Genomic DNA, 25159 nt, shown 5'->3' with positions numbered 1-25159 from the left:
AAAAAATATATTATTTTTGAGAGAAATTTAAGGAAAGCCTATTAAATTTCCTCAATTAAATTTAGAAGAAATTATTTTTATATAATGATACTAAAAGCAGATAATCTTATTAAGCACTACGGAAAACGTACTGTAGTTAATGATGTTTCTATTCATTTAGAGCAAGGTGAAATCGTTGGACTACTTGGACCAAACGGTGCAGGTAAAACAACATGCTTCTACATGATTGTAGGTCTAATTAAACCTAACAATGGTGAGATTCATCTTGACTCAGAAAATATCACACAATTACCAATGTTCAAACGTGCTCAAAAAGGTGTTGGTTATTTAGCACAAGAACCATCTGTTTTTAGAGGGCTGACAGTTGAAGAGAATATTATGCTTCCTTTAGAGATGGAAAAAATTTCTAAAGAAGAGAAAAAGCAAAGAGTCGAGAATTTATTAAATGAATTTTCATTAACTCACGTTCGTGATAATTTAGGTATGTCATTGTCAGGTGGTGAAAGAAGAAGAACTGAGATCGCTCGTACATTAGCGACGAATCCAAGTTTTGTACTTCTTGATGAGCCATTCGCTGGTGTTGACCCTATTGCAGTTGAAGAAATTCAAAGAATTGTATATAATCTTAAGAAGAAAAATATTGGTATCTTAATTACTGACCATAATGTTACAGAAACTTTATCAATTACAGATAGAGTATATATATTACAAAGTGGTGTTGTATTTAGAGATGGTACTCCTGAGCAATTAATTAATGATCCTGAAGTTAGAAAAGCTTACTTCGGTGAATATGCAGAGTACAAAAAGAAAGATTTTTCTGAGTAGAATTTATCTTTAAAATAAAGGACACTCAAATGGGTGTCCTTTTTTTGATACCCCAAAAATATTGTATATTACTATCTGAACTACTCTTTAAAACATGGAAATACTTTCTTCTGCCATTAGTTGGATATCAAAAAGAAGAATGCATCAGATTGAACACTTTATGATGCACCCCATTGAAGTACAAGAAACGCTTTTTAAAGACCTGATTACTAGTGCTACTAATACAGAATGGGGAAAGAAATACAATTATAAGTCTATAACTAGCTTAGAAGCTTTTGAAAATAAAGTTCCTATTTCAAGATATGAGGATTTATACCCCTATATCGAAAGAATGATAAATGGGGAACAAAATATTTTATGGCCCACAAAAATTACTGAATTTTCTAAATCTTCAGGCACTACAAATGCGAGAAGTAAATTTATACCCGTTTCAAAAGAAGCTCTAGAAGATTGTCATTATAAAGCAGGAAAAGACCTAATGACAATTTATCTTAATAACTACCCTAACTCAAAATTCGTTTTTGGTAAAAGTCTTGGAATTGGCGGTAGTTTACAACAAGATGGCTCTAATAATAATTTAATGGGCGATGTTTCTGCAATCATCATGAAAAACCTTCCTTTTTGGGCTCAATTCATGAGGGCTCCCGAACTGGAAGTGGCATTAATGGATGAATGGGAATCTAAGATTCAAAAAATCGCAGAAACAACTGTAGATAAAAATATCACAAGTATTGCAGGTGTTCCTACCTGGACACTAGTTTTAATTGAAAAAATATTAGAACAGACGGGCAAATCCTCTTTGAGAGAAGTTTGGCCAAATCTAGAAGTCTTTTTTCATGGTGCTGTTGCTTTTGGACCATATCGTGAAACTTTCAAGAAACTTATAGGACGTAGTGATATGCATTTTATGGATGTATATAATGCATCTGAAGGTTTCTTTGGGATTCAAGATACTACTAATGACGACGAATTATTATTATTACTAGATTATGGCGTTTTTTATGAATTCATTCCAATGTCTGAGTTTGATAAAGAAAACCCTAAAGTAGTACAACTTCATGATGTTGAAATTGGTAAAAACTACGCAATAGTAATAACTACAAATGCAGGTCTTTGGAGATATTTAATAGGCGACACTGTTCGTTTTACTTCAAAATATCCATATAGAATTAAAATTTCTGGAAGAACAAAACATTTCATTAATGCATTTGGAGAGGAAGTTGTCATAGAAAATGCTGAAGAAGCAATTAAGGCAGCTTGTAAAATTACAAATGCAGAGGTTAGAAATTTCACAGCAGCACCTGTTTATTTACAAGAAGGGCAAAAAGGTGGGCATGAATGGGCCATTGAATTCAAACATGCACCAAATGATCAGACTTTATTTATTGATACATTAGATAATAAACTAAGAGAAATAAACTCTGATTATGATGCAAAAAGATACAAAAACATTGCACTAGTAAAACCTAAAATACATTTCCTTGAACCAAAATCTTTTTACAATTGGATGAAATCAAGAGGAAAATTAGGAGGTCAGAATAAAGTACCTCGATTAGCGAATCATCGAGAATATTTAGATTCATTACTAGCGTCATTATCGTAATAATATGAAACAACAAACAAACAGATCAAAGACTGCAATACTTCTTATGCATTGTCCTGATCAAAAGGGAATAATTTCTTATACTACTCAATTCATACATGAGAATCAAGGAAATATAATCTATCTAGATCAATATGTAGACCGAGAAGAAGAAAGATTTTTTATGCGCGTTGAATTTGAATTGGATTCTTTTCTTATTCCTGAAGATAAAATATGTGATTATATAGAAACACTTTTAGCAAAAAAGTTTGATATGACTTTCAAACTTTTCTTTAGTGATCAAAAACCACGTATGGCTTTATTTGTCACAAAAATGTCTCATTGCCTATATGATATCTTATCTAGAACTGATTCTGGAGAATTACAAGCTGAAATTCCTTTGATCATTAGTAATCATGAGCATTTGAAAAAGGTGGCTGATAAATTTAATATTCCTTTTTATTATTTCCCGATGAATAAAGACAACAAAAAGGAACAGGAAGCAGCACAATTAAAATTAATGGAAGAAAACAATATTGATTTTGTTGTACTTGCTAGATATATGCAAATATTATCTTCCACATTTATAGAAAGTTATCCAGATAAAATAATTAATATTCACCATTCATTTTTACCTGCATTTGTTGGAGCTAAACCATATCATGCAGCTCATGAAAGAGGTGTGAAAATTATTGGTGCAACTTCTCATTATGTAACATCAGACCTAGATGCTGGGCCAATAATAGAGCAAGATGTAGCTAAGGTGAGTCACAAGGATACTGTAAAAGAATTGATTAGAAAGGGTAAAGATTTGGAAAAAATTGTTTTATCTAGAGCTTTGTATCAACATGTAAATCGAAAATTAATGACCTATAAAAACAAGACCATAATTTTTGATTAACTAAAAAGGGTGAAAGTAATTTCACCCTTTTTTTATAAAGAAATATCTAATATTTCAAATTTCATCATCCCTCGTGGAGTTTTCACTTCCGCTACCTCTCCTACTTTTTTACCCACTAAACCTTGAGCAATTGGTGAATCAATAGAAATTTTATTTTCTCGAACATTAGCTTCTTTGGCTGATACTAAAGTATATGACATTTCAGCACCAGTTGGAGCTTTTATTTTAACTGTACAAAGAATACCAACTTTTGACGCATCTAATTTTGACTCATCAATAATTCTTGCATTAGCAATTAGGTTGGCAAGATTTGCGATTTTAGCTTCTAAATGGCCTTGTGCATCTTTTGCCGCATCATACTCGGCATTTTCACTTAAGTCTCCTTTGTCAGTAGCCTCAGCGATTTGACGAGCAATATCAGCTCTTCCTTTTGTCTTTAGCTCAGTAAGCTCATCAGACAATTTTTGAAGGCCTTCAGCTGTATAATATTGTGCCATAAGTTTAATTTTATCTATAAATGAAAAAACGACCCAATAAATGAGATCGTTACATAATCGTGAAAAAAACAAATATATAGTATATCAGATAATTTTTAAAATAAATCAAGCATTATCTATTGTTTTATCTGCTTTACCAGCTATGAATACTGCACCAATTAAAACAACAAGTAATAATATTGCAGTTAACTCAAAAGCAAAAATTTGATTGGTCATGAATGCCATACCTAATTGTCCTGTTACTCCTTCAGTATTTATTGAATAACTACGATCAAGGTTTTCATTAAGAATAGCATAACTGAGAACACTAAATAGTATAGATCCTATTCCAAGCCCAATTAAATTCCTTTTAGACCCGCTACTCATAGTTCGATCTACTGAATTTTTAGTATACATTACTCCAAAAAGTAGTAAAACTAAAACACCACCAATATATACCATTACTTGAGTGATACTAATAAAATCAGCACCGCTTAATACAAAAAGTCCAGCTATTGATAATAATGAAAACAATAAATAGGCTGCATTATGAATTACATTTTTTGTAAAGAATAAAGCTAGAGATGATAAGCCTATTACTCCCATCAAAATATAAAAAATGATTATCTCCATAGAATTATTTTTTTATCACTCTTGGTTTAAATTTTGGTTTTGGAGTCGATTTTTTAACTTCTGTACCAGTTGATTCAATTTCTTTTGTTTGTGCTAGTTTCGCAGCCTTCTTTTTCTCCTGCTCTATTTCATATAATTTATTTTTTTCTGCAACTTCCTCAGGTGACATATCAGCAAAACCATAAGTTAAACTTCTCATATCAAACTCACTAAAATCATATGACTTTGTCATGGTCAAACATTCTGTCGGGCATACATAAGTACATAATCCACAGAAACAGCATTTTGCCATATCAATATCGAACTTTGCTGCATAAATACGTTTTGGAGTACCATCTGAAGTTTCTCCAATAACTTCAGTAGCCTTAATAGGTTCAATATCAATGCAATCAACTGGACAGATCTTGGCACATTTATCACAAACGATACAATCATCTACCTCTAAATCAAGTTTATACCGTCCATTATCAGGTACAGGTAAAACTTCCTCAGGATATTTTAATGTAACAATGGTATTTTGTTTATCAAAGTAGTTATCACTGCTTACTCCGGATGGATCTCTTCTCTCATTCTTAAGTGCATCTTTAAAGTGCTCTAAAGTAATTTTCAGACCATGTTTTGAAGTTTTATATGCTTCTTTAATATTACCGAAGTATGAATTATTTGCTCCTATTTTTTTACTCATTCGCAAATCATTATAATTATTATTGTAAAGTTAATAATTAATACACTCAATTAATATGTTTAAGAAAAAATATTCATCGAATTAAATATCTTATTTTTTTCTATTAAATTCACACAATAAAATGCCATTCAAAATGACAACAAGCCTATTTTGCCTTTAATAAAAAACTATGAAATATATTTTAGAAGAATTTTCTAGATCATGGGTTTCACCTTCACAATATGATTATTTACTAAGTAAAGGATGGAGACATTTTGGAGAAAATTTTTTCAGATATAACATTAATATACATGATGAAAAAGTATGTAATGTTATACCTCTTAGAATTAAGGCAAATGAGTTCAAACTCTCAAAATCTCAAAGAAAAATAATTAGAAAGTGCGAAGGTTTTGAATTAAGTATTCAAAAAGTTGAAATAGATCAAATGACACATTCGTTATTTGATCTTCATAAAATGAAATTTGTTGATAATATACCTAATTCAATTTTTGACTTTCTTTCTTCAAAGCACCCTTCATCTACTCCTACAACAATCTTAGAAGTTAGAGTGTTTGACAATGAGAAAACTATCGCCATTAGCTATATAGGTATTGGAGAATACTCAATGTCAAGTATTTATGGTCTGTTTTCTCCAGACTATAAAAGTTATAGTTTGGGACTTTATACTATGCTTATTGAATTAAGCTATGCAAAACAATTAGAAATGAATTATTACTACCATGGCTATTGTTATGATGTACCGTCTTTTTATGATTATAAGAAGAAATTCAATGCTATGGAAGGATATGATTGGGTTTTAGATAAATGGCTCAATTATTCTGATTTACCAATTATTAAGTCAATATCAGAAAGTAAATCCTCTTCTTGATTATTTAAAACTTTTGGTTGAATAGGAATTACAACAAATTTCAAAGAAGAATCAATACATAATGGCTTTAATTTTACTGCGTCCTTTTCTGAAATAATGACTATTTTATTCTTACCAATCTCATTTTCAATTCTTGCTACTGTTTTTTCTGTAAATGAATAATGATCTCTAAATTGGTAATGTTTTTTTATTGAACAATTTAAGTTTTCTTGAATATGTTCTACAAATGGGTTTGCATTCGCTATGCTAGTCATCATAAACACTTCTAAATTTTTGATGCTTAATTCTTGATTAGATTGCAAATCATAAGCTTGACCATATTCAATAGAAGTAAAATATATTTTAGCCTCAGGAGCATAAACTTTACTATTTAGTATATAGTCATTAATAATTTCTGCATTAAGCTCATTTTTCACTTTTGTGAAAATAATAATATCAGCCCTACAAGCACCTTTTCTTTTCTCTCTAAGTCTTCCTAATGGCAAAACATGATCTTTAAAAAAAGGTTTATTATAATCAGACAACATAATGTTAACATCCCTATCAATTGCTCTATGTTGGAATGCATCATCTAAAATGACAAGATTAGCTTTTTCAAAAGAAGGCATCCCCAATACTCTTTGTTCAGCAACTACTACTTCTATATCAGAGTATTTTGAATGATATTGCATTGGTTCATCTCCTATAGTTTTTGCACTAGCAGATTCATCTGCATAAATTACCCCTTTTGTTTTTCTACCATATCCTCTACTTAATACTCCAATTTTATAATTAGTTTTATATCGATTAATAAGAAACTCTACAAAAGGTGTCTTTCCCGTACCACCTACAGACAAGTTACCTACTGATATTATGGGAATAGTAAAAGATACAACACGGCTTTTTCCAGAATCATAATTTTTATTTCTGATAGAAGTGATATACCCGTAAAGTTTGGATAATGGCTTTAAAATTCCTTTCATTTTACAAAAATAGATAATAAAAAACCCATCTGAAAAACAGATGGGTTCAAATATTCTTTAGGAAAGTAAAATTAAGCTAAAGCAGCTTTTACTTTCTCTGCAGCTTCCTTTAAAGTAATTGCAGAAGTTACTTTTAATCCTGACTCGTCAATGATTTTAGCTCCTTCTTCAGCGTTTGTACCTTGAAGACGTACGATGATTGGTACTTGGATATCACCAATGTTTTTGTAAGCTTCAACAACACCGTTTGCAACACGATCACAACGAACGATACCACCAAATACGTTGATAAGGATCGCTTTTACGTTTGGATCTTTAAGGATGATTCTGAATCCAGCTTCTACTGTAGTAGCATTTGCTCCACCTCCTACATCAAGAAAGTTAGCAGGATCACCACCAGAAAGCTTAATCATATCCATTGTTGCCATTGCAAGACCTGCACCATTAACCATACAACCAACGTTACCGTCAAGTTTTACATAGTTAAGACCAGATTCGCCAGCTTCTACTTCTGTAGGATCTTCTTCTGTGATATCACGCATAGCAGCGATATCTTTATGACGATATAATGCATTGTCATCGATACCAACTTTAGCATCAACAGCCATTACTTGATCATCTGAAGTTTTGAAAACAGGGTTGATTTCAAACATTTCAGAATCAGTATTTACATATGCATTGTAAAGAGCAGTAACGAATTTCGTCATCTCTTTGAAAGATTTTCCAGAAGTACCTAAGTTGAAAGCAACTCTTCTTGCTTGGAAACCTTGGATTCCTACTGCTGGATCGATTTCTTCTTTGAAGATAAGTTCAGGAGTTTTCTCTGCAACTTCTTCAATGTCCATACCACCTTCAGTAGAGTACATAATCATGTTTTTACCAGTTGATCTATCTAGTAAAACAGACATGTAATATTCTTTAATTTCTGACTCACCTGGATAGTAAACATCCTGTTGAATCATTACTTTATTAACTTTTTTACCTTCAGGACCCGTTTGTGGTGTCACTAATTGCATTCCGATGATTTGCTCAGATAGAGATTTTACATCGTCCATGCTTTTTGCAACTTTAACTCCACCGCCTTTACCACGGCCACCAGCATGAATTTGAGCTTTTACAACCCAGAAGTTCGTGCCTGTTTCTTCGTTAAGTTTTTTTGCAGCCTCCACAGCTTCTTCTGGGGTCTCTGCTACATATCCTGCAGGAACTTTAACTCCGTATTCCTTAAGGATGCTTTTTGCTTGGTATTCGTGAATGTTCATGACAATTTACCCGTTGGGTGCACAAGTTTGTTTTGTGTATTGCTACTTAAAAAAAGCACTTGAACTAACGTCTAGTGCGTTTGGTAGTACAATTGTAAATAAAATAAATGTAAAGTGAAATTCGCTTAGGCGATTACACACCTAAGCGAACACATTTTTACTTATAATTCAGATAAAAAGGCCCACTAATTAATATTTTTTATTTTTTTGTGGCTGCTTTTTTCTTAGTTGTTGTCTTTTTTGCAGTGGCTTTTTTAGCCGTTGTTTTCTTAGTAGCTGTTTTTTTAGCAGGCTCTTTTTTGGCTGCTGCTTTTTTCCCTCCTCTAGTTTTAGGCTCTGGAGCTTCTTCTATGATTTTTTTAACTTCATCATAAGTTAGCTCTTTTGCTTTTTCCTTTAATTCCTTAGGGATTTTAATATTTGCTTTATTGTAAGAAATATAAGGTCCCCAACGTCCATTAAGAATTTGTAAGTTTTCCTCTTCCTCAAAAACTTTAATTAATTTTTCAGCGTCAGCTTTACGTTTTGCTAAAATTAATTCAATGGCAGTCTCTAATTCAACAGTTTCAGGAGCATATTCCTTCCCTAATGAAACAAACTTACCATCGTGACGAATATAAGGTCCAAAACGGCCAATAGCTGCTACAACTACTTTATCTTCATATTTTCCTAATGTTCTAGGTAACTTGAATAGCTCTAAAGCTTCTTCTAAAGTTATTGTTTCTAGATATTGTCCTTTACGTAATGAGGCAAATTTCTTTTCTTCATCGTCTTGCTCACCAATTTGAGCAATAGGTCCAAATCTACCTAAACGAACCAGAACTTTTTTACCTGTAGCAGGGTCAATTCCTAATTCTTTTTCAGCATGTGCTTCTGCTCGATCAGCGTTTTCTTCTGTATCAACAACAGTATGATGGAAAGGTTTGTAAAAATCTTTCAACATTGATTGCCATTCTAAATTTCCATGTGCAATCTCATCAAACTGTTCCTCGACTTGTGCAGTGAAAGAGTAGTCAACAACATTTTCAAAATGTTTTACTAAGAAATCATTTACAACCATACCCATATTTGTTGGGAACAGCTTACCCTTCTCTGTACCATAAGTTTCAGTTAGGTTTTTCTCTGTTACCTTACCTTTCTCTAATACATACTGAGTATAGTTTCTTTCTTTTCCATCTCTTGCCTCTTTAATCACATATTCTCGACGTTGGATCGTAGAAATTGTGGGTGCATAAGTTGAAGGACGTCCAATACCTTTTTCTTCCAATGTTTTTACTAAACTTGCTTCAGTATATCTTGCTGGAGGTCTAGAAAAACGTTGAGTCGCAGACATATTATTAAGAGGCATATCTTGATTTACATTCAAAGGTGGCAACATTCCTTTTGTTTCCTCATCCTCATCATGATCATCATCATTAGATTCAATATAAGCCTTTAAAAAACCTTCAAAAGTTACAACTTCACCTTTGGCTACAAATTTTTCAGAACGTTTATCTGTCGTTATTTCTGCAGTTGTTCTTTCTAATTTTGCATCAGCCATTTGAGATGCGACAGCTCTTTTCCAGATTAAATCATATAATCTCGCTTCTCTATTATCAGATAAGCTTAGTTTATGATTCTGAAAATTTGTTGGCCTAATTGCTTCATGGGCTTCTTGTGCACCTTTATTAGAGGTTTTGAAGTGTCTTACTTGAACGTAATCATTTCCATAAACATTAGAAATTTCATTAGTAGCAGACTGAATTGCCTCTTCTGAAAGATTTAATGAATCGGTACGCATATAAGTAATGTGACCTGCTTCATATAACTTCTGAGCAATAGACATTGTTGAGGCTACTGAATAACCTAACTTTCTACTTGCTTCTTGTTGTAATGTTGAAGTAGTAAAAGGCGGTGCAGGTGTTTTCTTACCTGGCCTTGTTTTAATGTCGCTAATTTTAAAATCAGCGTTAACACAATCATTTAAGAAAGATTCAGCTTCTTCTTTCGTTTTAAATTTTGTTGTTAACTCTGCCTCTAAGCTTTTGTTATTACCTAGATCAAACGAAGCCACAACTTTAAAAAAGTCTTTTGCTTTGAATGACTCAATTTCTCTTTCTCTTTCTACAACTAATCTTGCCGCAACACTTTGTACTCTACCAGCTGAAAGTCCTCTTTGGATCTTTTTCCATAAAACAGGAGATAATTCAAAACCAACTAAGCGGTCTAAAATACGTCTTGCTTGTTGTGCATTCACAAGATCAATATCAATTGTTCTTGGTTTCTGAATTGCCGATTTAATTGCCGTCTTTGTAATCTCTCTAAAAACAATTCTTTTAGTATCGTTTTCTTTAAGTTTAAGGGTTTCTTTTAAATGCCAAGAAATCGCCTCTCCTTCGCGGTCATCATCGGTTGCTAACCATACCATTTCAGCTTCCTTGGATAATTTCTTTAACTCTCTAATTACATCTTTCTTATCTGATGATATTTCATAAGTAGGGTTGAAATCATTATCAACATCTATGGCATCATTTCCTTTCTTAAGATCTCTAACGTGTCCATAACTAGATCTTACTGTGTAATCACCTCCTAAATATTTTTCTATAGTTTTGGCTTTGGCTGGTGACTCGACTATTAGTAAATTCTTGGTCATATATATATAAATAGTATTCTTTTATTCTAGAATATTGTAATGGGATTTAATGTTGTCATTTCTCCCGCGCGAAACAACTTATCACAAACTTGATTAAAGTTCAAAGAAAATCAAGAATTTATTTTTTTTCTTGCAATTTTGAATAAAATTACCTCAAAAGCATGATAAATGTCATTTAAATATGAATTAAATTAATTCTTCTGATTTCTAGCCTATTTTATGCAATAAAGGCATGAATTACCCCTATTTTTTTGCAAAACAATAAATCTTAAAATATATTTAGGCATTCAAAACGAGAGACGATCAATTTTTGAATAAAACACGTGCGAAAATAAGAATAATTAACACTTTTTAGTTATGCAAGAAGTAGAACTTGACCACAACAAACCTCAAACAAATTCCGACAAAAAAGACATGGATAACAATACAGCGCAATTATCATACGCTGGTAAAACTTATGACTTACCAGCTATTCAAGGTTCAGAAGAAGAAATTGGTTTAGATATCAGTAAGCTTCGTGCACAAAGTGGTTTAATCACTTTAGATGTTGGATTCAAAAATACAGGATCTACAACAAGTGATATCACATTTTTAGATGGTGAAAAAGGTATTTTAAGATATAGAGGTTACTCTATCGAAGACCTTTGTGAGCATTCTACTTTCTCTGAAGTAGCTTATTTATTAATCAATGGTGAATTACCCAACGCACAAGAGTTTGATAAATTCAAAAATGACATTTCACGTCACACGTTAGTACACGAAAACGTAAGAAAGATTTTTGATGGATTCCCTGCAGATGCACACCCAATGGGAGTATTATCTTCTTTAGTTACTTCACTAACTGCATTCCACCCAGAATCATTAGATCCAAATAGAGATCCTAAAATGGTTGACTTGACAATCCATAGACTGATTGCAAAGTTACCTACTTTAGCATCTTGGGTATATAAGAAAAGTGTAGGTCATCCATTGATGTACCCTGAAAATAAATTAAGCTATATCGAAAACTTCATGAAAATGATGTTTGGTCTTCCAGTAGAAGATTATGATATGGATCCAGTATTAGTAGACGCTTTAGATAAATTATTAATCTTACACGCTGACCACGAGCAAAACTGTTCAGCAGCTACAGTAAGAGTAGTAGGCTCTTCTCAAGCTTCTCTATATGTAGCAGTAGCTGCAGGTATTAACGCACTTTGGGGACCTCTTCATGGTGGTGCTAACCAAGCAGTTATTGAAATGCTTGAAGACATTCATGCTAATGGTGGTGATGTTGACAAGTTTATTGAAAAAGCTAAAGATCCAAATGATCCATTCCGTTTAATGGGATTCGGTCATAGAGTATATAAAAACTTCGATCCAAGAGCAAAAATCATTAAGAAGCACGCAGATGCGGTACTTGACAAGTTAGGTATCAATGATCCACTTCTTGAAATTGCAAAAGGTTTAGAAGAAAAAGCATTAAACGACGAGTACTTCCAAAAGAGAAAATTATATCCAAATGTAGATTTCTATTCTGGAATTATTTACAAAGCTATGGGCTTCCCAACTGAAATGTTCACTGTATTATTTGCATTAGGACGTCTTCCTGGTTGGATTGCACAATGGAAAGAATCTAGAGAATTAAACCAGCCTATCTCACGTCCGCGTCAGGTATATACTGGTCCTGTAGCTAGACCTTATCCAACAAAATAAATTAAGATATTTCATCTTAGAAGCCATCAATTTTTTGATGGCTTTTTTTGTATGCTAATATTTTTTTGCGAATAAAAAGCACTTATAATTCCTTTTTAAACTACTTAAAATAGTATCTTTAAACATTATCAATTCAATTTTTAAATAATATGATTATAAGTTCTAAAAAGCTTATTTTTTGCATACTACTGAATCTAACATTGTATTCTTTTAGTAATGCTCAATCAAATGAGAATCGACTCCAACAATTTTACAAACATCAAAAATTAAATGAAAAGTCTTATTTAAAAAATATCCCTTTTCGTAATGTTGGCCCCACTATTATGAGTGGTCGTGTTACTGATGTAGATGTTAACCCTGCTAATCCAAGTGAATTTTACGCTGCTTACGCATCAAGTGGCCTTTGGTATACTTCAACATCAGGTGTAGACTTCACTCCTATTTTTGACCAAGAAGCTACTATGACTATTGGTGATATAGCTGTGAATTGGGACAATGAAAATAAAACAATTTGGGTTGGAACTGGAGAAAGCAATTCTAGTAGATCAAGTTACGCAGGTTTAGGACTTTATAAGTCTGATGACAATGGTAATACATGGTCACATTCTGGTTTAGAGGAAACTCAACATATTGGTAGAATTATTCTTCACCCTTCTGATCAAAATACATTATGGGTAGCGTCAATTGGAAATTTATATTCAAAAGACAAAAATAGAGGCGTTTATAAAACAACTGATGGAGGTAAAACTTGGAAGCAATCTCTATTTATATCTGATAGTACGGGGGTAATTGATCTAATAATAGACCCACAGAATCCAAAAGTTTTATATGCTTCGGCATGGGAAAGAACCCGTAAAGCTTGGAATTTTAAAGCTTCAGGAAAAGAATCTGCAATTTATAAATCAATAGATGGCGGTGATACATGGAATAGATTAACTGTCAAAAAAAGTGGTTTTCCAGCAACAGAAGGAGTAGGAAGAATAGGACTTGCCATTTCACATCAAAATTCTGATGTACTATATGCATTCTTAGACAATCAGGATCCAAAAGAAGAACAAAAGGAAAAAGAAGAATTACCTTTAACGCGAGAACAATTAATAACAATGAGTTCTGAGGACTTCTTATCATTAGAAAATGAGAATATAGATCGATATCTAGATCATTATAATTTCCCTAAAGCTTATACATCAGAAACAATCAAAAAAGATATAGAAAGTAACAAGTACACTCCTATTGCACTTGTTGAATATCTTGGAGATGCTGAAGACGACCTTTTTAACACTGAAATTAAAGGTGCCGAAGTATATAAATCAACAGATGCAGGGAAAACTTGGGAAAAAACACACAATCATTATCTAAATAGAGTTGTTTATACATTTGGTTACTACTTTGGCAATATCAGAGTAAGTCCATCTGATGATCAAACTCTTTATATTTTAGGAGTTCCTATCTTAAAATCGACTAATGGTGGAAAAACTTGGAAGGACAAAGGCGATCCTAATGTACACGTAGACCATCATGCTATTTGGATTAATCCTAACAACAAAGATCATATTGTTGTAGGTAACGATGGAGGTATTAATATTTCTTATGATGGAGGTGATAACTACTTCAAGGCAAATTCAATCCCAGTAGGTCAATTCTATGCAGTCAATGTAGATATGGCTAAACCATATAACATCTATGGAGGTCTTCAAGATAACGGTGTTTGGGTTGGTTCTTCTAAGTCAAAAATTGACAGAGAATGGCAAAACTCTGGAAAATATCCATTCCAAGAGATTATGGGTGGAGATGGTATGCAAATTGGAATTGACACTAGAGATAATGAAACGGTATACACTGGATATCAATTTGGAAATTATTATAGAGTAAACACTAAAAGAGGTATTGAAAAATATATAACTCCAAAACACAATTTAAGTGAAAAGCCGTTAAGATGGAATTGGCAATCTCCTATCCAAGTTTCTGTTCATAATAATGATATCATTTATTTCGGTTCAAATAGATTTCATCGTTCTATGAATAAAGGTGAATCTTTTGAAGCATTATCAGGTGATTTGACAAATAAAGGTAAAAAAGGCAATGTCCCTTTTGGTACTTTGACTTCTATTTCTGAATCTCCTCTACAATTTGGTTTAATCTATACAGGATCTGATGATGGAAAGGTTTTCGTTACTAATGATGTTGGAACTTCTTGGGAAGATATTTCAAATGGATTACCTAAAGATCTCTGGGTTAGTAGAGTTATTGCTTCAAAATATGATGTGAATAAGGTTATTGTAGCTTTGAATGGTTATAGAAATGATGATTTTTCTGCTTACTTGTATAGTTCTAATGATAAAGGTAAAACATGGAGAAAATTAGGTACAGATTTACCTGATGAACCAATAAATGTACTGAAAGAAGATCCTAAAAATGATCAAATACTTTACATAGGAACGGATAATGGTCTTTACGCTTCTTATAATCAAGGCGAGAGCTTTATGACTTTAGGGAACCTTCCAAATGTAGCAGTTCATGATTTAGTTGTACATCCTAGAGATAATGAAATTATTGTTGGTACTCATGGACGTGCAATCTATGTTGGCGACTTAAATCAAAGCCAAACTTTTTCTGAAAACGACTTTTCGACACCAATAAAAATATTTAATGTTGACAAGGTGACTGAAAACAAAAAATGGGGAATGATTGAAGGGTATTTTGAATGGGGGCAACCTATTGAAAGTAAGATACAGCTACCTGTTTTTGTGAATGAGAAATCTAATGTTAAATTCTCTATCTTATTAGATGAAAAGATTGTAAAATCTTTTAATACAGAACTAGATAAGGGTTTTAATTATATTGAATATAATTTATCAATAGACAATAAAGCAAAGAAGATTTTAGAAAAGCAATTTGATTTTAAATACAAAACAACTGACAATGGTATATATTACCTTACAGCAGGGAAGTATAAAATTAAAGTTGAAAAAGGAAGTGATACATCTTTCATAGATTTTGAAGTTGCTGAGAAAAAGGCTCCTTACAAAAGAGTGAAAAAGAAAAAGATTCCTTAAATAAAAAACCTTCATCATGATTTAAATGATGAAGGTTTTTTTTAATTTACTTTTTTTCTTTATACTCAAGACCACCAAAAAGGTGTAAATAGATGGATCTTGAAAGTCTAAAAGTAAAAGGTAACAAAACAATCATTGGTACAATTGCCATGATTACATAAGTCAAAGTATCTTCCGGTTTCAAAATAACATATGTAAAGACTAACATTACAAACATTAGTGCTACGTTAATACCATAACTTACATACATTGCACCATAATAAAAACCTGCTTCGGGTTCTAAGTTTGCATTACAGTTTTTACATCTATAATTAATTTTATTGAAACTGAATGATAATGCTGAGTTCTTAAAGATATCACCTTCTCTACAAGAAGGACATTTCTTTTGAACAATGGCTTGAAGTTTAGATTTACTCATTTTTGTTTAAGTCTATTTTTTGTTGCACTTGCTCTTTAGAAATATCTTTAATATTTCCATTTTCACAAATAATAGCTCTTTCTGGATTTAGTCTCAAAAAGGAATGCTGATGAGTTGCCATGATAATACTAGTTCCATTCTCATTGATCTCTTTGAATAAATCAAGAATAGAACGAGATACCTTTGGATCAAGGTTGCCTGTTGGCTCATCCGCAATTATTAAATCAGGTTCATTTACAAGCGCTCTTGCAATAGCTACCCTTTGTTGTTCACCTCCCGAAAGTTGGTGAGGTAGTTTTTCTTTGGCCAACTTTGGAAGCTTTACTTTTTCAAGTAATTCATCCACCTTATTGGTCATTTTAGTTTTTGAAGTCCACCCTGTTGCCTTCATGACAAAGAGTAAGTTTTCTTCAACGTTTCGATCTGTTAGTAATTCAAAGTCTTGAAATATAACTCCCACAGATCTTCTTAAAAAAGGAATATCTTTAGGTGTGAGATCATTTACTTGATAATCATTGACGCGAACAATTCCTTCTGAGGGAATTAAATCCGCATATAAAAGACGAAGTAAAGTTGATTTACCACTACCTGTAGTTCCTAGTAAATAGATAAATTCTCCCCTTGCAATATCAAAATTAATATTTTTAAGAATTACTGCTCCCTCAAAAACTACTTTAACATCACGAAGTGTTACAATTTGATCCATATTAAATTTCTAACTTTTGAATTTTACCAAAAGGTAAGTTTTCGATAACTTCTTTTAAAACTTCCTCTTTTCCTTCAAGACCGTACTTTTCTAGTTTAGTTAAAGGTCTGTCAGCTCTAAAATAAGCGATTAAAACGAAATTTTCGTCTCTCAGCTGTATATAATTAGGTATTTTTGCTTTACCCTTTACTTTAATAATATACATACATATCCTTTTATGTATTTATAAAAATGTAGGGACACTGCTTCCAATGTCCCTAAATAATATCAAAAGTAAGATAGTTTCAAAATTGAATACTACCCTTCCATTTTCTTTGCGTCCTCAATAAATTGAGCTAAACCTTTATCCGTTAATGGGTGGTTTAATAACATTTTGATAGCTTTTAATGGGCAAGTTGCAACATCAGCACCAAGTGCAGCACAATCCATAATATGCATTGGGTGTCTTACTGAAGCAGCTAAAACCTGAGTACCAAAACCATAATTTTCGAAAATAGATACAATATCTTCTACAAGTTGTAAACCGTCAGTAGAAACATCATCTAAACGACCGATAAATGGAGAGACGTATGTTGCTCCTGCTTTTGCTGCTAACAATGCTTGACCTGCTGAGAAAATTAATGTACAGTTTGTATCAATACCTTTACTTGAGAAATACTTGATCGCTTTTACACCATCTTCAATCATAGGCACTTTCACAACAATCTTTGGATCGATTGCCGCTAGCATCTCTCCTTCTTTGATCATTTCTTCATAAGTTGTAGAAAGAACTTCAGCACTTACATCACCATCTACAATATCGCAAATTGCTTTGTAGTGAGCATTTACAGCTTCTTGTCCTTTTACACCAACCTTTGCCATTAATGAAGGGTTAGTTGTTACACCATCAAGAACACCCATTGCGTAAGCTTCTTTGATTTCATCAAGATTTGCGGTGTCAATAAAAAATTTCATAAGTAATATCGTCTATTTAAGAATTCTATGACAAACATACATAAAACAAAAGGCATTTTTGAGTAAATACCTTAGATTTTTAATGTAGATTTTAATAAATATTTGTTTTGATGAACTAAAGCTCTGATTGAAAAGAATCTGCCAATATTTTACTCTTATCTATGCAATCAGGAACTGCTATACCATCTTTCCAATTTACATTATAATAAAGCCCTTCTATAGGATTTTTATCTATCGCATCCCATACTTCCAAAACATGTTGATCGTATTGAGGTATTGCTTTATTCCATTTGTATGTTTTTTGATGAATTGGCTTTCCTGACATTTTTAAAGTATTCATCAATTCTTTTGCTACTTTTTCTTTAATTTCACCTTCATCCAACCTAGCATTTTCAGGAGTATGAGATCCTCCAACGAACGTTGTTATCAGCACTTCATTTTCTTCAACTCTATCTGTAAAAATACAAGATGTCCAAATAGAACCTGCTGTGAAAGTTTTCTCAATAGATGGATTAAGACCTCCAAAACCAATTGGAGCATTTTGGGCATCTTCCTTTTTAAAAACTGAATGTACTACACACATAGGTGGAGTATTTAAACTGTCTAAAGCATCTGAAACTTGTGGGTTTAAATATTTTAGAATTTTTGCAGTAGCTTCAGGTGGTGTTGCAATGATTAGTTTATCAAATAAATGTTCTTCACCATATGTTTTTACTGAAAAAATATCATCAACTATAGTAATACTTTCAACTTCAGAATTAAAATAGATATCCAATTTACATGCTAAAGCATTTGTAAGGGCTTGTATTCCATTTTTAAAACTATATGCATTCTTACGTTTAGTACTAATACCCTTTTCTTTATTTTCCTTTCGAATCTGAATCAAGCCTTTAATTATTGATCCATATTCTTTATCAGCTTTATATAGAATAGGAAAAGAAGCTTTTACTTTTAGCTTTTTAGGGTCTCCAGCATAAATACCTCTCACAAATGGATCAACGGCATAATCACAGATCTCCTTATTAAAACGTCTTTCGAAAAAGTCATAAAGAGATTCATTTTCCTCTTTTGCTTTTTTCTTCCTCCACATTTCAGAAAGAATCTTCAGTTTTGTATTCCAGCTAAAGAAATTAGTCGTTATAAAAGATTTAGGTCCAGAAGGTAAAATTTTGTACTCACCATTTTTCAATATAAATCTATCTTTATTAACACTTTTAGCTTCAAGTAATTCATCACTTAAACCTAATTCATTAATTAATTCGATATGGTCTTCTGTAAATAGTAATGAATTAGGTCCATTCTCATAAAGCCTATCATCAATATTTTCAGTATATATACATCCACCTGTTCTATCGCTAGCTTCTAAAACAACGCAGTTATGTCCTTTTTTTTGTAAATAATAAGCAGCCGTCAAACCGGAGATTCCTCCTCCAATAACACCTATTCTCATATTATTATGAAGTAATTATTCTTTTTATTTCATTTCATCAAGATTGAATTCTGATGTCTACTACAAATGTAAAAAATTCAACGATAACCTATTGCTTAAATTAAAACATAATTTGATTTGAATAGATAAAGGTTCTTAATAAAAAAATACCCATTGTTACACGTAACGATGGGTATTTTTTTATTCTTAATCTAAAATTAAGCTTTTACATCTAAAAGAGCATTTGTTTTCTTTACGCCTTCAGCAGATGTATGTAATTTTGATTTCTCGTCTTCTGAAAGTTCGATTTCAACGATTTTTTCGATACCGTTTTTACCTAATACTACAGGTACACCGATACATAGATCATTTAAACCATACTCACCTTCCAATAATGCAGAGCAAGGGAACATTTTCTTAGAATCTAAAGCAATTGCTTTTACTAATTCAGATACAGCTGCACCTGGAGCATACCAAGCAGAAGTACCTAATAATTTTGTAAGCGTAGCACCACCAACTTTAGTAGCTTCTACGATACCAGCTTTTTGCTCTTCAGATAAGAATTCAGATACTGGAACTGAATTACGAACTGCTTTTTCGATTAGTGGAACCATTCCTACGTCAGAGTGACCACCGATTACCATACCTGAAACGTCAGATTGAGGACAACCTAAAGCTTCAGCTAAACGATATTTGAAACGAGCGCTATCTAATGCACCACCCATACCGATAATACGGTTCTTTGGAAGACCTGTAGCTTTAGCAGCTAAATAAGTCATTGTATCCATTGGGTTAGAAACAACGATGATGATAACGTTCGGAGAATTTTCAATTAAATTCTTAGCAACAGTTTCAACAATGTTTGCATTTGTAGTAATTAGCTCTTCACGAGTCATACCTGGCTTTCTTGGAATACCAGAAGTAATTACTGCAACATCTGAACCTGCTGTAGCCGCATAATCATTTGTTACACCAGTAATAGTAGAATCAAAACCATTTAATGATGCTGTTTGCATTAAGTCCATAGCCTTACCTTCTGCAAACCCTTCTTTGATATCAACTAATACGATTTCATCAGCAAAGTCTTTGATTGCGATGTATTCTGCACAGCTTGCACCTACTGCACCTGCTCCAACTACAGTTACTTTCATTTTATGCGAGATTTAAAAAAATTAATTATAAAGTTTATTTGTAAATGTTTTACAGTCGCAATTTGCGATATTTTTATAACTTATTTGAATGATTAGCGGAAATCATAAACATGACTTTTGTCAGCTTTTTAATTTTGATATAATTGCATAAAAGAAAATATCTTAACAGATTGCATAAAAAAAACACTTTTTTGATATGAATATTGAAAAATTATACGCTATATACCTAGAAAACAGTATAGTAACTACTGACTCTAGAAATGTTCCTCAAGGATCTTTATTTTTTGCTTTAAAAGGCGGAAATTTTGATGGAAATAAATATGCAAAATCTGCTTTAGAAAAAGGGGCTTCATTTTCTGTAGTCGACGATGAAACAGTTGCAATTTCAGACCAATATATATTAGTTAATGATGTATTAGAAACATTACAACAACTTGCAAACTATCATAGAAACCAATTTGACATACCAGTAATTGCTGTAACCGGATCAAACGGAAAAACAACTACAAAGGAAATATTATTGAAAATTTGTGAGACAACATTTAAGACCCACGCTACAAAAGGTAATTTTAATAATCATATCGGCGTGCCTCTTACCCTACTTTCAATGCCTACTGACACAGAAGTTGCTTTGATAGAAATGGGTGACAATCACGTTGGAGAAGTTGCTGAATTATGTAAAATTGCGGAACCTAATCAGGGATTTGTGACAAATATTGGTAAAGATCATATTGAAGGTTTTGGAAGTTTTGAAGCAAATATTAGAGCTAAAAGTGAAGTTTTCGATTATCTCATCAAAAATGATGGACTCATTTATATAAACTCAAATGATGACATTCTTTTTAATATGTCAAAAAGGATGAAATCTCCAGTCTATTATGGACAAGAATATGATTATGCAAATTTAGAATTTGTAGAAGTTAATCCATTTATCGTTTATAAAGATCGTCAAGATAATATTGTATCTACTAAACTATTTGGAGCCTATAACTTTGAAAATATCTTAACCTCTTTTTGTGTAGGCAAAAAATTAGGTGTTTCTGTCGAAAATATGAATAAAGCTATTGCTTCATATCAACCTGACAACAACAGATCAGAGATTTCTAAAACTGACAAAAACACATTAATTCTTGATGCTTACAATGCTAATCCATCTTCTGTTGAAGTTGCAATTGACAACTTGAAGAAAATAGATAGTAGTCAACCTAAAGGTTTTATTTTGGGCGATATGTTTGAATTAGGAGAAATCAGTGAAGCTGAACATCAAAACATCGTCAACATAGGTCTAAAGAAAGGTTTTAATATAAATATCTTCGTGGGAGAAAGATTCAATCAACATAAAATTGATGGTGGATTATTTTTTGAAAATAAAGGTGAATTAAAGGCATATTTAGCAGAACATACTATTGAAAATCACTTAATTTTAATTAAGGGGTCAAGAAGTATGGGTTTAGAAGAAATAAAAGATCTATTATAAATGCATAAAATTCCATTTCTTTCACTCGAAACACAGCATTTACAAATCAAAGATAAAGTAGATGAAGCTTTACTTAAATCTTATGCATCTAATTATTACATATTAGGACCTCGACTTAATGAATTCGAGAAAGCGTATGCTTTTTATTCTGATGTAAACTATTGTATTGGTGTTGGGAATGGTTTAGATGCCTTAAAAATTTCTTTAAAATCATTAGGTATAGAATCTGGTGATGAGGTAATTGTTCCTTCTCATACTTTTATTGCTACTATTTTGGCAATAATGGAAGTTGGTGCAAAACCTATTTTAGTTGATACAGATTCAAATACGTTTAATCTCAATATTAATGAGATAGAAGATAAAATCACTTCAAAAACAAAATGTATAATCGCTGTTCATATGTATGGGAGCCCATGCTCTATGGATCAGTTATTAAATATATGTTCTCAGCATAAACTTTATCTTATTGAAGATAATGCCCAAGCGCATGGTAGTCTTTATAAAGGAAAAAAAACGGGTAGTTTTGGGATAATCAATGCAACGAGTTTCTATCCTGCCAAAAATCTTGGAGCCTTAGGTGATGGTGGTGGAATTACTACAAATGATAAATTATTAAAAGAAAAAGTAGAGAAAATCAGAAATTATGGTAGTTCTGATAAATATATTTCTGATGTAGATGGTTGCAATTCTAGACTTGATGAGATACAAGCAGCTGTTTTGTCTATTAAATTGGAATATTTAGATCAATGGAATAAAGAAAGAAATGATCTAGCTTCTTTATATAAAAAGTATTTAGATCTAAATTCAATAAAACTTCAGTTTGTAGATACTGAAAACTATTCTTCCTTCCATCTCTTTGTTATTCAAGTAAAGAAAAGAGATCAGTTAAAAGAATGGTTAGCACAACATCAGATAGAAACTTTAATACATTACCCGATACCAACTCATTTACAGAAAGCTTGTAAAAGTTTAGGATATAAAAAGGGAGACTTCCCTGTCACTGAATTACTTTCAAAATCACTATTAAGTCTACCTCTTTATATTGGTTTAACAGAAGAAAATATTAAATTTATTTGTCTAAAGATCAATGAATTTCATAATAAAAAAGGCTTGTAATTTCACTTACAAGCCTTTTATTTATTGCATAATTTCTTCCTCTTTTCTCTTTTTGCCTTCGCAATTATCATCATTACAGCTTCCATAGAAATTTAAAGAATGACTTTCAATTTCAAAGTTGTAAATTTCTTCAACCATTTGTTGAATTTTCTGAATTCGTGGGTCGCAAAATTCTAGAATCTTATTACAATGCTTACAAATCAAATGATCATGTTGTTTGAACCCGTGTGCTTTTTCATATAAAGCTAAGTTCTTTCCAAATTGATGCTTTGTAATAAGGTTACAATCAAGAAGTAAATCTAAAGTATTATAAACAGTAGCTCTACTCACTCGATAATTTTTATTTTTCATGTTAATATACAATGATTCAACATCGAAATGCCCTCCTCTACTGTATATTTCATCCATAATCGCAAATCGTTCAGGAGTTTTTCTTAATTTTTTCTCCTCAAGATATTTAATGAAAATTTCTTTAATCTCTTCCATATCCTAGTAATTTGAATTTGCTTCTACAGCATCTTTTAATTCATAAATTAAACCAGTCTCTTCATCATTAAGATGTAAAGTCCCTTTGAATGTAGCTTCCTCTTCGCTAATCTCTCTTGGATTTTTAAGATAAACTGCAATAACAGATTCAGGGCCTGCTCCTCCACAGAAGAAACAACTTGAAAAAGGATATGCTGAAATCATTAAAGATCCATCTTCTGTCTCTACAGGTAAAACAAACCCAGTGATTGAAACTTGTGTACCATCCATCTTTTTCATTTCATCTGAAAAAATGGGAAAAGGAACATCCATTTCAAATTCTTCACTGTATTTATATTCCCAATCTACTTTTAATAGTTTTTTCCATAGTCCATCCTCTACTGATGTAAATGAAGTTAATACTAAAAGAGAAAATAAGAAACTACTTATTAATACTCTCATTTTATTGAGGTTTATTCTGTTTTTGTGGTCTTTGAGATTGTTGATTGTCACCTCTTGGTCCACCTTTAAAATTCTTACGAGGTTTCCAATGCTCTCTATTTTGTGGATTTGGTCTACGATCAGGGCGCCCTTGATTTTGACCTTTACCTTTATTTTCAAGCATTTTTTGTTGACGTGTTACCTGCTCCTCTTTTCTTTCTCCTGCTTCTAACTCACTTAAGTCAAATTCCTCAGTACCTTCAGTTGTTACTTCAAGTGTCTTCTGAACTTTAAGTTGTTCTTTACGGTCTTGCAACATTTGTTTTGCATTAGGTCTGATTTGATTTGTAATTTCACCATTCCTAACTTTTACAATATCAACAGCTTGTAAAAGAGCTGCTCTGAAAGATTTCTCATCAGCAATACCTTTTCCTGCAATATTATATGCAGTTCCATGATCTGGTGAAGTTCTGACAATATTTAAACCAGCAGTATAATTAACTCCACTCTCAAATGCATGTAATTTAAAAGGAATTAACCCTTGATCATGGTACATACATAAAACACCATCATAATTTTTAAATGACATTGTTCCAAAAAATCCATCTGCTGGAAAAGGACCAAATACTAAATTACCACGTTTCTTAAATTCTTTGATAACAGGAGAAATAATATGCTGTTCTTCATCTCCTAGTAAACCATTTTCACCTGCATGAGGGTTTAATCCCATTACAGCGATTTTGGGTTTAGAAATTCCAAAATCCTTCTTTAAAGAATTTATAAATACATTCAATTTAGAAGTTATTGCTTCTTTTGTTACAGCTTGAGCGACATCCTTTAACGGAATATGTCCTGTAACAACACCTACTCTAAGTTCATTATCACAGAGAGTCATTAAAGTGTCTCCTCCATTTGCAAAATTTTCCTGATAATACTCAGTATGTCCTGCATAATTAAAATCTTCACTTTGAATATTTTCTTTATTGATTGGAGCTGTTACTACTGCATCAATAACTTCTTTATTTAGATCTTCTGTAGCTTTAGCAATTGATAAATAAGCACACTTTCCAGCATCTTCACTAATTTTACCAGGATCTAATTCTTGTACTTCACTCCAACAGTTGACTACATTAATTTTTTGATCATGTAAATAACTATTGTTATTGTATTGATGATATGTAAAATCTTCAATTCCTAAAATTCTTTTGTATTTGGTAAGGATTCTACCAGAGCCATATACAACAGGAGTACAGAAATTAGTTATTCTTTTGTCTTGCAAAACCTTCACGATAACTTCAGGACCAATACCATTATAGTCTCCGATTGTTATACCAATTCTTGGTTTGTTAGACCTTCTATTTTTTTGATTTTTATTGTCTTTCATAATATAGGATAGACCTAATTTTTAAAGTATGCCTTCGTTAG

The 25159-nt window shown here is 32.0% G+C and carries 23 protein-coding genes; 8 read left to right on the top strand and 15 right to left on the bottom strand.

The window, feature by feature from the left end:
* Nucleotides 1-84 precede the first annotated feature (84 nt).
* The 3 genes from lptB to purU all read left to right on the top strand — a co-directional run bounded on the left by lptB (nt 85) and on the right by purU (nt 3308).
* Nucleotides 85-825 carry an LPS export ABC transporter ATP-binding protein gene (gene lptB / locus ACXAHM_RS07990; RefSeq protein WP_474959895.1) on the top strand — a complete coding sequence of 247 codons (741 nt, stop codon included), beginning with the start codon at nt 85-87 and terminating at the stop codon, nt 823-825.
* Nucleotides 826-919: 94 nt separating this feature from the next.
* Complete coding sequence (locus ACXAHM_RS07985) at nt 920-2428, top strand: GH3 auxin-responsive promoter family protein (RefSeq protein ID WP_474959894.1); 1509 nt, start codon at nt 920-922, stop codon at nt 2426-2428.
* 4 nt (nt 2429-2432) lie between these two features.
* On the top strand, nt 2433-3308 hold the full coding sequence (purU, locus tag ACXAHM_RS07980; protein ID WP_474959893.1) for a formyltetrahydrofolate deformylase: 876 nt from the start codon (nt 2433-2435) through the stop codon (nt 3306-3308).
* A 32-nt stretch (nt 3309-3340) separates the two neighbouring features.
* Here the strand turns inward: purU and greA are convergent, their stop codons facing one another.
* The 3 genes from greA to ACXAHM_RS07965 all read right to left on the bottom strand — a co-directional run bounded on the left by greA (nt 3341) and on the right by ACXAHM_RS07965 (nt 5102).
* Entirely contained in the window at nt 3341-3805 is a 465-nt protein-coding gene (gene greA / locus ACXAHM_RS07975) for a transcription elongation factor GreA (protein WP_474959892.1), read from the bottom strand.
* A 105-nt stretch (nt 3806-3910) separates the two neighbouring features.
* A complete protein-coding gene (locus ACXAHM_RS07970; protein WP_474959891.1) occupies nt 3911-4417 on the bottom strand; it encodes an NADH-quinone oxidoreductase subunit J family protein in 507 nt (168 codons plus the stop codon).
* A gap of 4 nt (nt 4418-4421) precedes the next feature.
* Nucleotides 4422-5102: a 4Fe-4S dicluster domain-containing protein gene (locus tag ACXAHM_RS07965; RefSeq protein ID WP_474959890.1), complete on the bottom strand. Its 681-nt coding sequence runs from the start codon at nt 5100-5102 to the stop codon at nt 4422-4424.
* Nucleotides 5103-5271: 169 nt separating this feature from the next.
* Here ACXAHM_RS07965 and ACXAHM_RS07960 point away from each other — a divergent pair, with 169 nt between their 5' ends.
* Nucleotides 5272-5970, top strand: a complete 699-nt coding sequence (locus ACXAHM_RS07960) for an arginine-tRNA-protein transferase (RefSeq protein ID WP_474959889.1) — start codon at nt 5272-5274, stop codon at nt 5968-5970.
* On the opposite strand, the gene lpxK is transcribed toward ACXAHM_RS07960, so the two are convergent.
* The 3 genes from lpxK to topA all read right to left on the bottom strand — a co-directional run bounded on the left by lpxK (nt 5916) and on the right by topA (nt 10826).
* Complete coding sequence (lpxK, locus tag ACXAHM_RS07955; RefSeq protein WP_474959888.1) at nt 5916-6932, bottom strand: tetraacyldisaccharide 4'-kinase; 1017 nt, start codon at nt 6930-6932, stop codon at nt 5916-5918. The genes ACXAHM_RS07960 and lpxK overlap by 55 nt on opposite strands.
* Nucleotides 6933-7003: 71 nt before the next feature.
* Nucleotides 7004-8194 (bottom strand): ADP-forming succinate--CoA ligase subunit beta, encoded by a 1191-nt coding sequence (sucC, locus tag ACXAHM_RS07950; RefSeq protein WP_474959887.1) that lies wholly within the window; start codon nt 8192-8194, stop codon nt 7004-7006.
* A 199-nt stretch (nt 8195-8393) separates the two neighbouring features.
* Nucleotides 8394-10826: a type I DNA topoisomerase gene (gene topA, locus ACXAHM_RS07945; RefSeq protein WP_474959886.1), complete on the bottom strand. Its 2433-nt coding sequence runs from the start codon at nt 10824-10826 to the stop codon at nt 8394-8396.
* A 414-nt stretch (nt 10827-11240) separates the two neighbouring features.
* Between topA and ACXAHM_RS07940 the strand changes: the two genes are divergently transcribed.
* Together ACXAHM_RS07940 and ACXAHM_RS07935 are read left to right on the top strand one after the other, a co-directional pair.
* Complete coding sequence (locus ACXAHM_RS07940; protein ID WP_474959956.1) at nt 11241-12521, top strand: citrate synthase; 1281 nt, start codon at nt 11241-11243, stop codon at nt 12519-12521.
* A 200-nt stretch (nt 12522-12721) separates the two neighbouring features.
* Nucleotides 12722-15577, top strand: coding sequence for a WD40/YVTN/BNR-like repeat-containing protein (locus tag ACXAHM_RS07935; RefSeq protein ID WP_474959885.1), 2856 nt, complete (start codon nt 12722-12724; stop codon nt 15575-15577).
* A 46-nt stretch (nt 15578-15623) separates the two neighbouring features.
* Here ACXAHM_RS07935 and ACXAHM_RS07930 read toward each other — a convergent pair whose 3' ends face one another.
* The 6 genes from ACXAHM_RS07930 to mdh form a co-directional block, all read right to left on the bottom strand.
* Nucleotides 15624-15995: a DUF983 domain-containing protein gene (locus tag ACXAHM_RS07930; protein WP_474959884.1), complete on the bottom strand. Its 372-nt coding sequence runs from the start codon at nt 15993-15995 to the stop codon at nt 15624-15626.
* The gene (locus ACXAHM_RS07925) at nt 15988-16701 is read right to left on the bottom strand and encodes a cell division ATP-binding protein FtsE (RefSeq protein WP_474959883.1); all 714 of its coding nucleotides are present in this window, start codon (nt 16699-16701) and stop codon (nt 15988-15990) included. The genes ACXAHM_RS07930 and ACXAHM_RS07925 overlap by 8 nt, the downstream gene beginning before the upstream one ends.
* A gap of 1 nt (nt 16702) precedes the next feature.
* A complete protein-coding gene (locus ACXAHM_RS07920; protein ID WP_474959882.1) occupies nt 16703-16906 on the bottom strand; it encodes a fructose-6-phosphate aldolase in 204 nt (67 codons plus the stop codon).
* 92 nt (nt 16907-16998) lie between these two features.
* Nucleotides 16999-17655: a fructose-6-phosphate aldolase gene (gene fsa, locus ACXAHM_RS07915; protein ID WP_474959881.1), complete on the bottom strand. Its 657-nt coding sequence runs from the start codon at nt 17653-17655 to the stop codon at nt 16999-17001.
* Between the two features lie 115 nt (nt 17656-17770).
* Nucleotides 17771-19105 carry a protoporphyrinogen oxidase gene (gene hemG, locus ACXAHM_RS07910; protein ID WP_474959880.1) on the bottom strand — a complete coding sequence of 445 codons (1335 nt, stop codon included), beginning with the start codon at nt 19103-19105 and terminating at the stop codon, nt 17771-17773.
* A gap of 197 nt (nt 19106-19302) precedes the next feature.
* Nucleotides 19303-20235: a malate dehydrogenase gene (gene mdh / locus ACXAHM_RS07905; RefSeq protein WP_474959879.1), complete on the bottom strand. Its 933-nt coding sequence runs from the start codon at nt 20233-20235 to the stop codon at nt 19303-19305.
* A 196-nt stretch (nt 20236-20431) separates the two neighbouring features.
* Between mdh and ACXAHM_RS07900 the strand changes: the two genes are divergently transcribed.
* Nucleotides 20432-21712: a UDP-N-acetylmuramoyl-tripeptide--D-alanyl-D-alanine ligase gene (locus ACXAHM_RS07900; RefSeq protein ID WP_474959878.1), complete on the top strand. Its 1281-nt coding sequence runs from the start codon at nt 20432-20434 to the stop codon at nt 21710-21712.
* A complete protein-coding gene (locus ACXAHM_RS07895) occupies nt 21713-22828 on the top strand; it encodes a DegT/DnrJ/EryC1/StrS family aminotransferase (protein ID WP_474959877.1) in 1116 nt (371 codons plus the stop codon).
* Between the two features lie 21 nt (nt 22829-22849).
* Here the strand turns inward: ACXAHM_RS07895 and ACXAHM_RS07890 are convergent, their stop codons facing one another.
* Genes ACXAHM_RS07890 through pdxA form a run of 3 tightly spaced genes read right to left on the bottom strand, consistent with a single transcriptional unit; the run spans nt 22850 to nt 25118 of the window.
* Nucleotides 22850-23314: a Fur family transcriptional regulator gene (locus ACXAHM_RS07890; RefSeq protein WP_474959876.1), complete on the bottom strand. Its 465-nt coding sequence runs from the start codon at nt 23312-23314 to the stop codon at nt 22850-22852.
* A gap of 3 nt (nt 23315-23317) precedes the next feature.
* Nucleotides 23318-23755 carry a hypothetical protein gene (locus ACXAHM_RS07885; protein WP_474959875.1) on the bottom strand — a complete coding sequence of 146 codons (438 nt, stop codon included), beginning with the start codon at nt 23753-23755 and terminating at the stop codon, nt 23318-23320.
* Between the two features lies 1 nt (nt 23756).
* Nucleotides 23757-25118: a 4-hydroxythreonine-4-phosphate dehydrogenase PdxA gene (gene pdxA / locus ACXAHM_RS07880; protein ID WP_474959874.1), complete on the bottom strand. Its 1362-nt coding sequence runs from the start codon at nt 25116-25118 to the stop codon at nt 23757-23759.
* Nucleotides 25119-25159 lie beyond the last annotated feature (41 nt).

The sequence above is a fragment of the Flammeovirga sp. AWQ4_249 genome (genome assembly GCF_056161045.1).
This window is presented reverse-complemented; position numbering and strand designations above follow the sequence as displayed.